The organism is ANME-2 cluster archaeon, assembly GCA_019429385.1.
GTDB lineage: Archaea > Halobacteriota > Methanosarcinia > Methanosarcinales > Methanocomedenaceae > Methanocomedens_B.
Map to the genome: position 1 here is coordinate 21,024 of JAHYIS010000004.1, position 15,764 is coordinate 36,787.

Below are 15,764 nucleotides of genomic sequence, written 5' to 3' on the forward strand. Positions count from 1 at the left end.
TGAATTATTTACTCAATTATTTTCATAGTGACGGATTACCGATTAATTATAATTGATAGTTATCACAGTTACTTGCCCGTGTTACTCTTTTTTACCTGTTCGATAACTGTTCTGCCACCGTTGACATTAAAAACCGTGTTGTGTATTATCAGATTTTCACCAGTAGAATAGTAAATTATAGCTGCGGCAACTATCGCAAAGGGACAGGTATGTTTTTTCTCAGATAAAATCATATGTGAATTCTTTTTGGCAAATTCACATTGTTTCACTTCAAAGACATGCGTTCCATTTACCTGTTCGATAGTTACCTCATTGAAGTATTTTGATGAATTAAGATTATCAATATAAACTTGCAGGTTCTCCTGCATACTTTTTGACTTACTTATATAACCGATATCACCTAATTCAAATGTAGTCTTCAATTCTTTTATAAGTTCCTGGAGAATTGCTTTGCTGGTGGTTCCAACTAAATTTTCATGTGCTCGTTCATAACTAAAAATAACATGGTGTAAAAGAATGGTTATTTTTTAAAAATCATCAATAGTTGATTCGGTTTGCTTGTTACTCTCTAAAATTAATGATTTGTAAAGTATATAATATTTGTCATTATGTTTTTTACCGGTTATCCCGAAACATTGAATTTATCGCCTTGACATCTACGCAAAATAAGACCGTGTAATGTGGGTATATCCCGTAAGAACATTCGCGACCACAATGCCACAATCCAAATAGATATCAATAATTGAATGATTCTTATACCGATGTCAGTCGTGGACAGGGTAAAAGCCACCCTGAAAATAGAGAACATGGTAGCCTCCACATCAGTAGGCGATTATGTCGACCTGGTACACGCGGCAGAATTGTTCGAGGGGGCAGAGTATGACCCTGAACATTTTTCAGGTGTTATTGTCAGGTTGAAAGAACCCTCAAGTACAGTCCTGGTATTCAGGAGCGGTAAAATGGTTTCAACTGGCGCCAAGGGCTACGAGATTGTTGAGGATGGCATTGGCAGGGTAGTGGAAGCATTGTACGGTGCAGGACTCATTCCGGAGATAGTTCCCTACATCCAGTATAAGAACATCGTATTCTCGGCAAACCTTGGTGTACAGCTGAACATGAATAAAGTAGCACTGGGTCTTGGTCTTGAGAATGTGGAATATGAACCGGATACATTCCCTGGCATGGTGTACCGTTTATTCGTACCAAAGGTAGTCATATTGATATTCAGTACAGGCAGACTGGTCATAACTGGTTGTAAAGAATATGATGATGCATTGGAAGCATTAGATATAATTGTCCGGGACCTGGAAGAAATGGGTATTCTGGAATAGAATTACTCTTTTTTTATACACGCGTGAAGTATTGTACTATGAGAATATTCTACCAGATACAGGATCTCATGAAAAGGATCCATTCATGTTACATGGATGAGAAGTACCTGGATATCCAGGAAGTGCTTGTGATACAGGATCTCATGAAAAGGATCCATTCATGTTACTGGAATCACTATACGTCTGTATGAATTCATAAAAGTCGCTTCCATAAGCCTCTTCCAGATGTTCCATTATTCCATGCGATATCAATTCCGCCATCTCTTTCTCCCCTGCAACGGGTGAATATACATAACGCAGTTTTGAACCTGACTGGATGGTCTCCCTGGTCACATATCCCGCATCTTCAAGCCTGGAAAGGAGACCTGATACCGTAGCAATTTTCAATACCCTGTTATTCTTTGATAGATATTGCTGTATCTGCGTACTGTTCAGAGTTCTTTTTTCCCACAGTATCTGGAGTATTTCGACCTCGTAAGGACTCATGAATTTCACCAGTCCTTTTTTTTCCAGATTTATGTGATGTATTCTGACCACGAGTTTTACAGTAGGTGTAAAGTATATAAATGTTTGCACCAGAATTGAAAATAACGCTTAGGACTGACGTTTTTAAAATCGTATGGTGAAATTTGAATGTTATTTTAAGCGAAAGGATAATAAACACGCAGTTTACAATAGGTGTAAATACTATACAGTAAGTGTAAACACACGGACGTAAGCAATAGAATAGTAAATTTGGACGGTAAGAGATGTTCAATAAAAGACCGATAATTCTGGCAATCCTGGCAGGCATTGTGATAATTTCAGCTTCAGTTTATCTCTTAAATCAAAACGACAACGCAACAGCACTTCCTGATGAAGTGAACACTACAACCCTGAATCTGGGCCAGCTCACGTTCCAGACCTCGATTGGCGATGCAATGCACCGCGCGCAGTCAGAGAACAAAATGATATTTATTTACGGCAGGTCGCTATCCTGCGGCTGGTGCAAGAAATTCGAAGCCGAGTCGTTCAATGATGAACGAATCACGAGTTTACTCAACGAGAATTTTGTTCTTCTGTCCATCGATACAGTCGAACAGAGGGATATTGCCATCAATCTTGGCATAAGAGCCACCCCCACTTCCATTTTTACCACACCGGACGGCCAGGAAATAATTGGCACAAGAATTCCCGGATATATGGACCAGGACTCCTTCTATGAACACCTGAATGAAGTAATCAACAACGAGGTATAACATGGCAGCAAAGAAGAAACTAAACAGAGCCGCAAATCAATCACAGGGGGCAGTCGCCCCTTCAAAAAACCGCAGGAAAAAAGAGCACAATAAATTATTAATATACGCCGTCGCCGGAGTCGTAATACTTGCCGGTGCATATTTCATAATGAGCAATAACACCCAGGCTGATAATTATGATGACCTGAACCTTCCAAGCTACGCATATAATAACCCGGTAACCCTGAAGGCTTATGGATACACCCTGAAAAATCCTGAAGTAGTTGAGAAGATACCCTGTTATTGCGGGTGCGGCGGAATGGGCCATAAGAGCCTGAAAAACTGCTTCATCTCTGACGAGGGAGTGTATTCCAGCCATGCTTCCAACTGTGACATCTGTGTTGGCGAGGTCATCAGGATAAAGAACCTGTTCGACTCGGGCATGTATATATCAGAAATAAAGGATGTCATCGATGGTGAATACAGCAGGTACGGACCCAACAACGGAGGAGTTCCAATCTCGCAGGACTTCAATATCAACACGATAAGTGCAATAAGCAGCGCCCCATCACCCAGACAGGCCCCTGATGTGGATTACAGCAAACTTGAAATGAAATACGGTTTCAGGAGCCTTGCTAACGGTCTTAACATGACCCCGAAAGGAGTGATATGGGGCCAGTTCGTCAATATGAAACTGGTTGATGGTACCCCTCTCAAAGAATATGGCGTGACAAGGATACAGCCTCCCGGATTCTATGGAGTGCCGCTCGTTAGCATGTTCAGTGCCGATTACAGCCAGGACTCATGGATAGAGCTTCATGATATAGGATATACCGACACTGGCATATTACCGGTGAATGAGCCGGGCATGAGCAATATTGTAACGACCAGGCCTTTTATCTTCGGGCATACTTACAATGTGCAGCAGACCAGCCTGCTTATTACCGGCACATCGAATCTGGAAAATTCTTATGGTGACTACAAGATACTGCTTGATGAGGTCGACGGTGAAAATACAGCCATAGGCATGGTAGGAATTCCCAGGACCCGTTACTCTGATACATTCTACAGCGGTTTGAATGATGCCGGGAACGGACTGGTTCAGCACGAACTGGTATATCACCTGGTACAGAATGGCGAGATACTGGTCTCAGAGTACAGGACAAGGGCATCCAACAGTCTTGCATCAGGATTTACCCGGTATGATGTTGAGCAGACCGGCGATCTGTTGACGGTGACCATCGTGGGCACCCTGGATAATGTACTGGCCGAAACCCAATAAGGAGTACAGGCATGGAAGTCCAGGCACCGTCCCTTGTATTGGCATTCGCGGCAGGGTTATTGACCATCCTGACACCCTGCATCCTGCCTATCCTGCCAGCTGTACTGGCGGGTTCACAGGGAAGCAGGTTTCGCCCGGTATCAATAGTCCTGGGCATGTCTCTCTCGTTCACCCTGATGGGGGGTGTGATATCTGCTGTTGGCTCTTCGATATTTGAATTAGGAGAATACCTCAGGTGGTTTGCCATTTTCTTTATCACCGGTATGGGTGCCGTGATGTTTGACGAAGATATTAACAACATCTATGTCGGCTTATCCAGCAGGGTACTGGAAGCGGTCCGGTCCGTGTTGAAGCCCCTGACCAGCAGGGGACCGGATATCCAGGGACAGGGTATGCTGGGCGGCTTTGCACTGGGTTCATCCCTCGGTTTCATGTGGATACCCTGTGTCGGCCCCATCCTTGGCTCCATACTCCTGTTCGCCAGCCTGAAAGGAAATACCGAGTACGGCATGTTGATGCTCATGGTATATTCTATCGGAGTAGGTATTCCCATGCTGATAATCGCATATTCGGGAAAATATGCAGCTGCGAACTTCAGATGGTTGATGCCATACACTCCCTGGTTCAAGAAACTCTCAGGCCTGGTGCTGATACTGGTTGGATTGATGATACTGTTCGGTATCGACAAGATGATACAAGCGGCTCTGCTGCCCTTTATTCCGCCAATAATATAGGAGGACGGACACTGCCATGAAAAAAACCGGTATAAAAAAAGTTGTATCTGCTACCATGACCACACCTGCATATCCGGATGAACGGGGCCGGAACATCGTTAGACAGAAAAGGACCCTTAAACAGGAACCTGACCTGTTTGAACATACGCCTGGTAATTATCTTGAATCCGGTATTATCTCCCGCATCCTGAGGTGGCCGCAATACCAGACGGCTGTCCATATCCTCACTACTGCCGTATTCCTGCTAATAATCTACTCAGGGCTTACCGGCGGCAACGACCAGAAGATGGTCGAAGGCAGCGTGTTCGCAACAGCTTTTGTGTGGGATATATGGCACCCGCTCCTGGCCTTTTCCATCCTTATCATCGGACGTTTCTGGTGTTCGGTCTGCCCGTTGGGCGCCATTCATTCCTGGGTAAGCCGTACTTTTAGCCTGAACCGCAAATATCCTGAAAAGTTCAGGAATGTGTGGATTGCCATTGCACTGTTCATATTTGTCACTGCTGCCGAGCGACACCTGTTCAGGTTCACCCGCAACCCTGAGGCTACTGCATTCCTGCTGTTGACCTTCCTTGGCATTGCGATAGTAATGGGCATGGTATACGAGAAGCGCACCTTTTGCAAATTCGTCTGTCCGACCGGACTGGTGCTGGGAGTGTTCAGCATGATATCCGGCAGTGAATTGCGCTGCTCATCGAAGGATGTATGCAAGGCGCATAAGGATAAGGAATGCCTCACCGGTAATGAGCACGGTCACGGCTGCCCCATGTACGAGTTCCCCCAGACCATGGAACGCAATAACTCCTGCATTTATTGCACCCAATGCATCAAAACCTGCTCAAAAAACAACATCCGCGTGAGTACCCGCCCCCTGGGAATGGACGTGCTTAAATCAAAAAAGGTGTACCCTGACGAGGCCTTCTTCGTGCATTCAATCACTGTCATAATGTTCTTCCTTATGGGTATGGAACACACGCCGTTCCGTAACAGGATTATCGAACTGGTGCACTGGCTGGGTATCGACCGAAACATCATGGCGGTGGTCATCCTGACCGGTATCAGTATATCTGCAGTTCTGTTGATGTACCTGGCAATGCGCGGTACACACGACCAGCAACATGCCCGGAACCGGTTCGTATCCTATTCCTACGCGTTCATACCTCTGGGACTGGCCGCATACATGGCATGGAACCTGTTCAAACTGATTCGGGGCATCTTCTTTGGGATGTATGAAGTCACTCACTGGGCCGGGTTGAACATCATCAACGGCAATCCATCCCTGGACTACGGGACCATTAACCTGTTACAGATACTGATATTGATTGCCGGGTTTGTATTTTCCCTCTGGTTAGGATATGGGCTGTCCCGGAGCCAGAACGGCAACAGACTGGCAGGTTCAGGAATTGCAGGTGCGTTTGCGGTCATGACTTTGTACACAGCCATAGGTCTGTGGATACTTACCCTGCCTGTGCTGGACATGACCTGATGAATGAAATATTGCATTGACAATAATAATCAGAATAATAAACCGACCAAAATACAATGATATAAAAACAGCAGCGGAAGTAATGAAATGAGAACCAAGAAAGCAATAACCCTCGTAGTATTGGTACTGGTGATAGGCTTCCTGTACCTCACAATGAACAACTCGGTGGTGCTCAGTGATGAGAACTACGCGTACCTGTCAGATTTCCAGTGGCATAAGAACCTGGATGAAGGTATGGCCATTTCCAGGGAAGAGAACAAACCTGTATTTGTCTATTTCTGGGCCGTTTGGTGCCAGTATTGTGAGAAATTCGAGACCCAGACCCTGACCGACCCCCGGATACGGCAGATGCTGGAAGAAGATTTCGTGATGGTGGCCATCGACCTGGACGAGGATAACGTGGTTCCCGCACGGTACGGTGTCAGTTACCCGCCCCATGAACTGTTCGTGGACGGTAACGGGAAAGTGATCGACAGGGTGGGGGGTTATGTCGATGCCGATTATTTCTACCAATTACTGAAGTCGGTCAAGGCAAATTACGATTCTACTCATGGAGGACAATAAATGGAGACTGGAGACTCTTTACTATTCCTGGCCATAGTGACAAATGTCATTATACTGGCCGGTTTGCTACTCAAGGAACTGAAGAATGACGAAACGTTCATGCCCTGGATGACATGGTTATTGAGGGGCGCAACTGCGCTGCTTACCATTGACCTGCTATTGTTGACCAGCTACTTCGTGAACTCGAATTTCAGGTATATATATGTCTGGCAGTACAGCAGCCTGGACCTTTCCCTGTTCTATAAGATATCTGCAGTGCTGGCAGGACAGTCGGGCACGTTGCTCTTCTGGGTGTGGGTCATAGTTGTCTCTGCGTTCTGGCTCAGTGAAAAACACGGCTGGGACACACCGCTCATTCGCAGGACCCAGCTGGTTACCCTGCTGGTTGGGCTGTATCTGATGATAATGACCTTCAAGATATCTCCCTTCGAGACTATCTTTGTCTCAAACCCATCTCTCCCTCCGAATTTCATGCCTGATGACGGTTCCGGGCTGAACACCCTGCTCATCACTCCCTGGATGGCGATCCATCCTCCAACCCTGTTCATAGGGTATGGCCTGATGACCATCCCCTTCGCTGCTGCAATGGTCTATCTGTTCACCGGCGAGAAGGGCTGGGAACCCATTGCACGGCAATGGGGCAGGCTCACCTGGTTGTTCCTTACCTGGGGTATTGCGCTGGGTGGATTGTGGGCATACCTTATACTGGGATGGGGCGGCTTCTGGGCATGGGACCCGGTCGAGACATCCTCCTTCATACCCTGGCTGGTACTGACAGGCTTTTTACATGCCATCTCGCAGCACAGGAAGAATGAAATGAATTTCCAGTTGGCTGCACCCTTATTTGCAGCATTTTCCTTTGCAACTATCATATATGCGGCACTGGTGACACGCAGCGGACTGTTCAATTCGGTACATGCTTTCGGTGAGTCTGATACCGGCACATACCTGCTGGTGCTGACCCTGATTTCAGTGGTGGTTCCTACGGTCGCAGTAGTGTTGAAATACCTCAAAACAGATCAGCAGGAGCCGCACGGCCCTGATATGAGCTTTAAGGAGATCGTGCTGGATGTGTTCGAGAAGCAGAACCTGTTCCTTATCACATTGATATTGTTCGGGTTATTGACCCTGGTATCTGTGTGGGGTATCACGTTCCCGGTCATACAGCAACTCCTGGCAAGCGAAAAGGTAGCAATGGCGCCCCAGGCTGTGGATTTCTTTAATGTGAATTCCTATCCAGCAGTGATAGTGATGCTCCTGGTGGCAGGGTATTGCCTGCAGTACACCAAAGGCAAAAAGACCGAGTCATTGAAAACACTGGGCGTTGTCGTGGTATTGACGGTTCTGGTTTCGTTCTATAAAATGAAGAATTTCCATGTACTGGACCATACCACACCGTTCTACCAGTCCCAGCCGCCGCTGTATCGGTTCCTGGGCGAGATATCAGTATTGTCCATAATCCCACCCCTGGGATACATGCTCTATGCGATTTTGCAGACGTTCTCTGACGATGTAAAGAAGTACCATGACAAGAGAAGGATATTGATACGCCGTTCAGGTATGCTGCTCATCCATCTGGGCGTGGTGTTCATTCTGTTCGGCACGCCTATCAGCGTGTCTTTTGGAAGTACTGCCAGCCCTACCCTCAGTCAAAACCAGCTGGGTTCACAGGTAGATGTGGGGAACGGGTACAGCCTGATGCTTAATGATGTAAAGACTGCGGCTCCTGTGGGTTCGTATCCCGGGACTCCTATCCGGAGCATACTGGCAAACCCGCAATCCTATTCAGGCACAACTGTGGAGGTCAGCGGCAAGGTGGTGGAAAAATATGACAGCGGCAGGTATTCTTATCTCACGATCGATGACGACACCGGACAGATGCAGATTGCCACGGACCCGGTGGAGATAAACAATGGTGAAGAGATAACTGCCACAGGTCTGATGATGGTCGACTTTGTAAGCCAGTCTACAGGTGAGGTATACCCTGCAATCCTGTTCTCCAATGATGCCCGCTACCTGACCGTCTCAGGAGGTCTTAACACCCAGCAGGTCTACCTGACTGTTTTCAAGAACGGAAGGGAAGTAGGTGACGGATATGCCGAGTACGTGACCGGTCCCAAGGGCAGTGCCACGCATCCAATGGTTGTGCGAAAGCTGACAAAGGATATTTACATCCTGTTCCAGGGGAAGAGTGAATCCGGTAGTATTCCCCTTACGTTCAAGCTGATACCTATGGTCAATGAGGTATGGCTGGGGATTGTGTTCTTCTCGGTCGGGATCAGCATGATAATGGTCTATAATCCCAATCCCGGAACAAGGAAAAAGGGACACAAAAAGGTTTGAGGGGGATGTCCCCCTCTGGTATTTTAATCCCCTGGTCCTTGTTGAGATTACGTGGGGGTAAGCTGGTGAATTATTGAAATTGATATTTTGAGACGGATGTGGTTATTATAATTATTAATCATATCAATTCGGAATGTATATGTATGATTAATAGCTATACATTCTATGCGTAGTGGGGAGATATCAGATGGAAGAACTTGAAGGCAATACAATTTCAATCGGCGATAGGGTAAAAGTGCTCTGGAACTTTGATAACAGGATGCACATGGGTAAAATTATTGGCATTAAGAATAATGTTGTCACTATCGCATCAAATGAGGTGCCTGAGGAGGGGTTTCTTGTACCTCCCAAGATAACCATAAGTGACCATTCAAAAATATTTAAATTGCCTGAATAACTGGATACAATTTTCGAAAACGAATTCGTGGACTATGAATCAATCGACACGCAGCAACCTCAATCCATACAACAAAAACCCTGGGATGAATAAAATACTACAAAAGATATAAATATCAATTCCAGACAAAATGCCATTATTAAGAAAAGGATTGAGATCAGATGGATAAAAAGGCTTGATATCAGAATATAACGTAGAATCAAATAGTATATGCAGATATATTCCAAAAAAAGATGCAAACAGGATGCTTCTTAATGATAGATCCTGCGAAACTTTGAAGGTTCGAGCCGGAACCTGGACAAATCTATTTAATTTGATCATACAAAATGCAAGACCAATGGCAACAAGAGAACCACCGGCAAAAGAATGGAAAAAACCATGAAGCGGATAGTTAAGACCCAGTAACAGGATGAAAAAAGGTTCCGGGTCAACAACGATGTTTGCCATTATGAACGTGGGGAAGTGAATATACCTGATCAACAATAAACCGAAAAAAAGCGCCGGGGCAAGATGGAAGGGTGTAAGTGGCATAATCCTGTCTTTATACGTCCCATCATGACATTAATTTTCCGTACTTGCTCAATAAAGCCGCCATGCTCACTATCTTCGTGCCCGGTTTTTTGCCAGGAAAAAACATAGCCCTATTCTAACCATCCCATTGACCGCTACAACAGACACCTCCTATCCCAATCCCCATCAGTTAAACTAATGAGGATAAAACCCCTATAAAGATACAAGTAAAACCACACCAAAGCGTGGTCAATTACCAATATCAACTGAGTTACCAACACTACTATTACAGGGAAGACCATGGCAGAACTTGACGAACTGGACATAAAAATACTCACTCTTCTCCAGGAGGAGGGAAGGCAGTCTTTCAGGGAGGTCGCCAAAAAAACCCACACCAGTGTACCCACCATTGGCAGCCGCGTCGAGCGCATGCAGCAGCTGGGCATCATCAGGAGATTCACTATTGATATCGACCAGGAAAAGATCGAAGGGTATCAAAGCGCAGTGCTGATCATTGATGTCAAGCCATCAGAGTCACAGGCTATCGTTTCCAGGTTATCCGAAATGGATGAGGTCGTGGAGATTTCCGTATCGTCTGACTCGGATTTCGGCATCATAGCAAAGGTCGTGGGAAGCGCTGACGATGTGATGCGCATCCAGAACTCACTTACCGAACCCGGCATCAATAAAGCGCGGGCCATACTTATCAGGGATGTCATTAAAAAAGATGCCACGAACATGGCAGCTTCATTGATCAAGATGTCCTGTTCCTACTGCAGCAAGGAGATGGCAGAAGGGGCTGTAAAGAGCAAGATCGATGACAAGAACTATTATTTCTGCTGTAACACCTGTAAATCCGCGTTTATGGATAAATACCAGGGGTTCAAGAAAAAATCCTGATTTCGGATATGTTGAATGTGCTGTAATGGTACATTCAAAATCCATGTATTCATTCTTCTATTTCTGCTTCATATTTTGACGGGCATTTTACCAGGATGTTGCGGGCATTGAAAATCCCTTCAACATATTGTCCCTGTACCACGATGGGAAATTCACTGTTAAAACTGTTCGGCAGGCTTCCTATATAATATACATCAAAAGTGCCGGTGTCATCCGTCATTTTGAACATGAGTTCAGTAGTTTCAGGGACCCAGGATACCGTATTATTTACAACGCTTCCATTCACGCTGATCAACTGTCCTTCATAATTCCCATTTTTTACATCGGCTATCTTCATATAACTGGAAATGGAATTTCCCAATCCGGTTATCGTAAGATATCCGATCAGGAGTATAACGGCAGTACCGGCCATAATGGTCTTATTTTTCCTGTTCATTATAGATATACATTAGGTGTAAAGTATATTATCTTTACGCTTGATGTAAAACGCCCTGTTGTAGGAAAATACGTCTGAATAACAACCTGGCACCTACGTATGAAAAAAGAATGACAATAAATAAAAGCAGAGGATTGGAAATCCCCGCTTAACCCTGAATTTTCAAAAATGTTCACAATTATTGAATGGAAACAAGCTTATGCACATGAAACGTGGCACTTGCAGGTTCCCTTATTGGCTTTCTTCACTTTTCGAATCACCATTAATAATCACCACTATAGTTTAGGGAATATTCATTTAAGCATTTTACGGTTTACTAAATGTAAAGTCATTTTTTAATCATCATGCCTGTATGTACTTGTCCGGGTCCACTCCATTGGCCAGGCACATCAGCGGGTCGGGCGATACCATGCTGCCGCCCCACATTTTTGCCCGGTACCTGCACCCTCCCCGGCAGTCCCTGATACTGGCACATCCGGCACAGTCCAGTTCATCCAGGTCCCATAATTGTTCATCACACAGCCGTTCCCAGGCAGGTAACAACCCCTGTGATATATTGCCCGCAGGTTCACCGGCAAAGAACCCGCACTTCGCTATATCCCCGTCCGGCATCACCGTACACAGGTGCGACCCGCAGGTATAGTGTCCGGTGCTCTCATGGGCTCCTTCCCCGAACCCGTATAATGAAAAGATACTGGCTGCCCTGGAGATGTCGGCCATCCATGTTGGATTTTCTGACAGATATCCTGCGTCGCAGGGGAGGTCCACTGACCACTGGAGCATATCAAGTGCATTGATGGTCTTTTCAATTTCATCGAACTCATCGAGATTACGGGCATGTATCATGGTAGCTGCCGATACATCTATGCCCTCGGCTTTCAGGTATCGTACTGCATCCCGGGTCTTCCCGAAGGTCCCCTCGCCCCGCAGCGCATCATGGGACACCGCAGTCCCGTCAATGCTTACCTGTACTTCATGCACCAGTCCCTGAAGGCGCAGTGCCGTTCCATGGTCAATAAGGGTGCCGTTGCTCAACATCACAATCCTGAGGCCGGATGCTTTCAGGTATTCCAGGAACTCCCATATGTGGGGATGCAGCAGAGGCTCACCACCCGAGAGCATTATCTTAAGCCCGCCCATTGCTATGAACTCATCCACCATCTGCCTGAAAATATTCATCGTCATATCCTCTCCTCTCATTGCTCCCAGGTAGCAATGTTTGCATTTCAGGTTGCAGCGGGTGGTGGTGTGCACCAGCAGGTAGCGCAGGGAAGGTATGGGCGATTGTCTGACCTGGAGGTGGCGTGGGGTAGGTCGGTCCCGGAGAACAAAGAGACCTTCTTGTTCCAGGTAATCGAGGAGTTCCAATACCTCTGGCCTGTTATTTTTTTCCAGGATATCATTCATAGAAGTTGTGCCATCAAATTGCAGCAGGAATTCCAATGCCTCCTGGTCGACCTCATATAGCTGGTCACGTGCAGCATCGAAAATGGAGGGTACTTCAAGCAGTTTCAGACTGCAATCTGCTAAAAGTATCGGATATTCGCTGTTACCTGAGTGCATCCAGTACCTCTTGCGGGCTGACAACTCTTTTTCTCAACAGGTTCTTAACGATCTTGAATGCAAAGCATTCCAGTATCTTTTCATCGGGTTTGAAGAAATCACAATCATGGCAAATGAATTTCACCAGTTTGCCATCATCATTGTAGAATTCACTATCGTCAAGGAACTGCTTTTCATGAGCCATTATTTTCAATTGTTCGGTCTTTTCAGCCATACAGTCTAAAATCAGATACTCTATTATATTGATTTTGCCTTACACTCGTAAAATATTCCTATCAAGGAACGATCAGGAGCCACTTTTATTGAAAATAGATATAACTCCAATAATTATCAGTAACAGCCCCAACATCTTAATGATCGTCTGTGCCTTGAACATGAAAAAAGAAGCATCCCTGCTCATTACACCATACATGAACAGTGAAGAGATGAGATTGAAGTAGAAAAACACCACCAGTATGCCAAGCATCGTCATTAGCATTCCGGCGTAGCTTATTAACTGCTGTTTTTTCTGTTTATCCATGGTTGTTTCGTTCCTTCCTTTTATTCAGTGTCTTTGATTCTATGGGCATAACTATAATGGACCGGATAGATATATTCTTTGAGGAAAATGTCAGTAATCACAAAATACAACCGGATTTCATATGTGTATGACCTGATGGAATCCATGGTCGAATTCCTGAAATTTAGAAAATGGCGGCGTATGGTGCTGTCTGATATCGGCGGCAGGGTACTTGATATGGGAGTGGGTACGGGAAAGAACCTCAACTATTATCCCGGGAACAGCACGGTGATCGGAGTGGATATTAGTCCGGGTATGCTCGAGCATGCAAAGAAAAAGGCAAAGGATATGGATAATGTCTCGCTTCTGGTGATGGATGGGGAACACCTGGCATTCAAGGATGATAGTTTCGATAACGTGGTCACTACTTTTGTCTTGTGCTCGGTTCCGGAACCGGTAAATGCTTTACAAGAGTTGCGGCGGGTGTGCAAATTCCAGGGCACCATTACAAACCTGGAGCATATGCGAAGCGAACATGTTTTTATTGCATTTCTGGAGGATGTGTTCAATCCTGTTTTCACATTTATCATGGGTGTCAATATCAATCGCAGGACTGTGGAGAATATCAAAAAAGCCGGGTTGAAGGTTATTGAGGAGCGCAACCTGGGATTGGGGGATGTGTTCAGGCTGGTACGGTCGAAACCAAAAAAACAGGTTTAAACCTAATAGTATCAAATATCAACAGACCACGTGTCTCAGTACTCATAGGGTTCTTCATCAGTTCAGTAAGGTTTTATCATCATTGACACATGGTTCTGCAGAATACTTGTTAAACGCTTTTTTAACACTTATAGAATGCTTACAGCACAGATACTATCTCATCTGCGATTTGCCTTGCGGCCACCTCCGGATCATCGGACTGGTAAATGCTCCTGCCCACTATCACATAATCGGCCCCTGCCCTGATAGTATCACCGGCACTGCCGCCCTGCGCACCGACACCCGGCGATATGATAGTAAGGTTGCCCACGATATCTCGTATCTGCTTCACCCGTTCAGGCCGCGTGGCAGGTGCCACCACACCCGTGACACCGCAATCAACAGCCATACGTGCCATATCCCCGGCAGGAGCAGTCATGAAATCAGCCGCACCCGGATGGCTCATCTCTGTTACCACAAACAGGCCCCTGTTCCATTTTCCGGCCTCGGACACGCATGCCTCAAGACTATCCCGGCCGGTAAAAGCGTGAACTATCACAGCTGCAGCCCCTGCCCGATATGCCTGCTGCAATATCAGGCGGTCGGTATTGGGAATGTCAGCCACCTTGAAGTCGGCAATTACCGGAGCGAACCGGGCCAGGTCACTGATGATATCCACGCCTGCTGCCAAGACCAGCGGGTACCCCACCTTCACTGCATCCAGGCAGGCGGCGGTTTTTTCTGTAATGGCAATAGCGGCATCCCTGTCAGTCACATCCATAGCAAGTATCAGTCGTGTATCTTTTTTCATGGAATACCCCTTCCTTTTTCTCCAAGCCTGCTCCTGGCAGCGGCCACCATAATGGGCAGAGTAATAGTGGCATCGCCGTACACGGTCATGGCTTTTGCATTCTCTCCAACTTTGCCCCAGGACTGCGCCTCGTCCAGGGTGGCACCGCTCAGTCCCCCGGGGTCAGGCCGGTCCGTGGTCAGCTGGATAGCATAATCAAAATCCCTGGGAGTGACCAGCATGCTTTGCAGGATATAGTTCTTAGGCACGCCGCCACCTATCAGCAATGCACCGGCCCGCTTTGCATTATAGCATATATCTATGAACTCACGCATATCTGCAAAGGCGTCTACCACCAGTTTTCCGGTCTGCCTGAACAGCCAGGCCTGCAGACCCACGATAGAGTCCTGGATGGCCGGACAATAGATGGGAATTTCAGCGTTGCAGGCGCATTTCAAGAGGGAATTTTTATCTTCCAGCTTGCTCCCTATGTGGGTAAGAAGTTCCCTTATCGAAATGGTCTGCCCTTCCAGTTCTGAGTATGTTGTCTGCAGGAACTCCTCAACATTCGTGAAATGCTCCTCCGGCAGGAACACGTCATATATCCTGTTCACCCGGTCATGTTTCAACTGGATATCATCCACAAGGTCTGACCCCTTGAAGTGGTGGAGTCCCAGGCTTTCGATAATGTCATGCACCAGGTTTGCACCGGTGGTCACCAGCACGTCGATATGACCATCCCTTATCAGGCTGCTGACGATAGTGCGCATACCTGCGGGTACCATGGCCCCGGCAAGGCCGAAGAATTTCGTGCATTCATTATCCTCAAGCATAACCGTGTAGATATCCACTGCTCCTGCCAGCCGGCCCGCACCGAAGGCGCAGCCGCTCAGCTGGTTGACCAGTTCATCCACGGACATGTCAGATGTTATATATGCGTGATTGATGGGGTGTTCAAGCCTGCTGTTGTGGATTGGAACGCTGAGTTTTTCTTCATGTTTCATAATTGTTAA

19 protein-coding genes are annotated in these 15,764 nt (G+C 46.4%); 10 read left to right on the top strand and 9 right to left on the bottom strand.

Translation table 11 applies throughout. The annotated features are described in order from the left end of the window. Positions 1-68: 68 nt before the first annotated feature. Positions 69-422 carry a hypothetical protein gene (locus K0A89_02480; protein ID MBW6517353.1) on the bottom strand — a complete coding sequence of 118 codons (354 nt, stop codon included), beginning with the start codon at positions 420-422 and terminating at the stop codon, positions 69-71. Positions 423-761: 339 nt separating this feature from the next. On the opposite strand from K0A89_02480, the gene K0A89_02485 reads away from it, so the two are divergent. Beyond that, positions 762-1,331 carry a TATA-box-binding protein gene (locus K0A89_02485; protein ID MBW6517354.1) on the top strand — a complete coding sequence of 190 codons (570 nt, stop codon included), beginning with the start codon at positions 762-764 and terminating at the stop codon, positions 1,329-1,331. Positions 1,332-1,472: 141 nt separating this feature from the next. Here the strand turns inward: K0A89_02485 and K0A89_02490 are convergent, their stop codons facing one another. Beyond that, positions 1,473-1,868, bottom strand: a complete 396-nt coding sequence (locus K0A89_02490; protein ID MBW6517355.1) for a BlaI/MecI/CopY family transcriptional regulator — start codon at positions 1,866-1,868, stop codon at positions 1,473-1,475. A gap of 212 nt (positions 1,869-2,080) precedes the next feature. On the opposite strand from K0A89_02490, the gene K0A89_02495 reads away from it, so the two are divergent. The 7 genes from K0A89_02495 (at position 2,081) to K0A89_02525 (ending at position 9,354) form a co-directional block, all read left to right on the top strand. Next, positions 2,081-2,569: a DUF255 domain-containing protein gene (locus tag K0A89_02495; GenBank protein MBW6517356.1), complete on the top strand. Its 489-nt coding sequence runs from the start codon at positions 2,081-2,083 to the stop codon at positions 2,567-2,569. Between the two features lies 1 nt (position 2,570). Further along, complete coding sequence (locus tag K0A89_02500) at positions 2,571-3,830, top strand: PCYCGC domain-containing protein (protein ID MBW6517357.1); 1,260 nt, start codon at positions 2,571-2,573, stop codon at positions 3,828-3,830. A gap of 11 nt (positions 3,831-3,841) precedes the next feature. Further along, a complete protein-coding gene (locus tag K0A89_02505) occupies positions 3,842-4,564 on the top strand; it encodes a cytochrome c biogenesis CcdA family protein (GenBank protein MBW6517358.1) in 723 nt (240 codons plus the stop codon). A 16-nt stretch (positions 4,565-4,580) separates the two neighbouring features. Continuing rightward, on the top strand, positions 4,581-6,050 hold the full coding sequence (locus K0A89_02510; GenBank protein MBW6517359.1) for a 4Fe-4S binding protein: 1,470 nt from the start codon (positions 4,581-4,583) through the stop codon (positions 6,048-6,050). A gap of 87 nt (positions 6,051-6,137) precedes the next feature. Continuing rightward, the gene (locus tag K0A89_02515; protein MBW6517360.1) at positions 6,138-6,614 is read left to right on the top strand and encodes a thioredoxin family protein; all 477 of its coding nucleotides are present in this window, start codon (positions 6,138-6,140) and stop codon (positions 6,612-6,614) included. Further along, on the top strand, positions 6,615-8,957 hold the full coding sequence (ccsA, locus tag K0A89_02520; protein MBW6517361.1) for a cytochrome c biogenesis protein CcsA: 2,343 nt from the start codon (positions 6,615-6,617) through the stop codon (positions 8,955-8,957). It begins immediately after the preceding gene. A gap of 187 nt (positions 8,958-9,144) precedes the next feature. Then, positions 9,145-9,354, top strand: coding sequence for a hypothetical protein (locus K0A89_02525; GenBank protein ID MBW6517362.1), 210 nt, complete (start codon positions 9,145-9,147; stop codon positions 9,352-9,354). Positions 9,355-9,393: 39 nt separating this feature from the next. On the opposite strand, the gene K0A89_02530 is transcribed toward K0A89_02525, so the two are convergent. Continuing rightward, positions 9,394-9,801: a hypothetical protein gene (locus K0A89_02530; GenBank protein MBW6517363.1), complete on the bottom strand. Its 408-nt coding sequence runs from the start codon at positions 9,799-9,801 to the stop codon at positions 9,394-9,396. A gap of 363 nt (positions 9,802-10,164) precedes the next feature. On the opposite strand from K0A89_02530, the gene K0A89_02535 reads away from it, so the two are divergent. Further along, a complete protein-coding gene (locus tag K0A89_02535; GenBank protein ID MBW6517364.1) occupies positions 10,165-10,764 on the top strand; it encodes an AsnC family transcriptional regulator in 600 nt (199 codons plus the stop codon). Positions 10,765-10,813: 49 nt separating this feature from the next. Here K0A89_02535 and K0A89_02540 read toward each other — a convergent pair whose 3' ends face one another. From K0A89_02540 to K0A89_02555, 4 genes are all read right to left on the bottom strand, one after another. Further along, positions 10,814-11,200: a cytochrome c maturation protein CcmE gene (locus tag K0A89_02540; GenBank protein ID MBW6517365.1), complete on the bottom strand. Its 387-nt coding sequence runs from the start codon at positions 11,198-11,200 to the stop codon at positions 10,814-10,816. A gap of 342 nt (positions 11,201-11,542) precedes the next feature. After that, on the bottom strand, positions 11,543-12,763 hold the full coding sequence (locus tag K0A89_02545) for a radical SAM protein (protein MBW6517366.1): 1,221 nt from the start codon (positions 12,761-12,763) through the stop codon (positions 11,543-11,545). Further along, on the bottom strand, positions 12,750-12,977 hold the full coding sequence (locus K0A89_02550; GenBank protein ID MBW6517367.1) for a hypothetical protein: 228 nt from the start codon (positions 12,975-12,977) through the stop codon (positions 12,750-12,752). Before K0A89_02550 ends, K0A89_02545 begins: the two co-directional genes overlap by 14 nt. Before the next feature lie 72 nt (positions 12,978-13,049). After that, positions 13,050-13,283, bottom strand: a complete 234-nt coding sequence (locus K0A89_02555; GenBank protein ID MBW6517368.1) for a hypothetical protein — start codon at positions 13,281-13,283, stop codon at positions 13,050-13,052. Between the two features lie 87 nt (positions 13,284-13,370). Between K0A89_02555 and K0A89_02560 the strand changes: the two genes are divergently transcribed. Beyond that, complete coding sequence (locus tag K0A89_02560) at positions 13,371-13,982, top strand: methyltransferase domain-containing protein (protein ID MBW6517369.1); 612 nt, start codon at positions 13,371-13,373, stop codon at positions 13,980-13,982. A gap of 139 nt (positions 13,983-14,121) precedes the next feature. Here the strand turns inward: K0A89_02560 and pyrF are convergent, their stop codons facing one another. Continuing rightward, positions 14,122-14,772: an orotidine-5'-phosphate decarboxylase gene (gene pyrF, locus K0A89_02565; protein MBW6517370.1), complete on the bottom strand. Its 651-nt coding sequence runs from the start codon at positions 14,770-14,772 to the stop codon at positions 14,122-14,124. Then, positions 14,769-15,755: a deoxyhypusine synthase gene (locus tag K0A89_02570; protein ID MBW6517371.1), complete on the bottom strand. Its 987-nt coding sequence runs from the start codon at positions 15,753-15,755 to the stop codon at positions 14,769-14,771. The genes pyrF and K0A89_02570 overlap by 4 nt, the downstream gene beginning before the upstream one ends. Positions 15,756-15,764 lie beyond the last annotated feature (9 nt).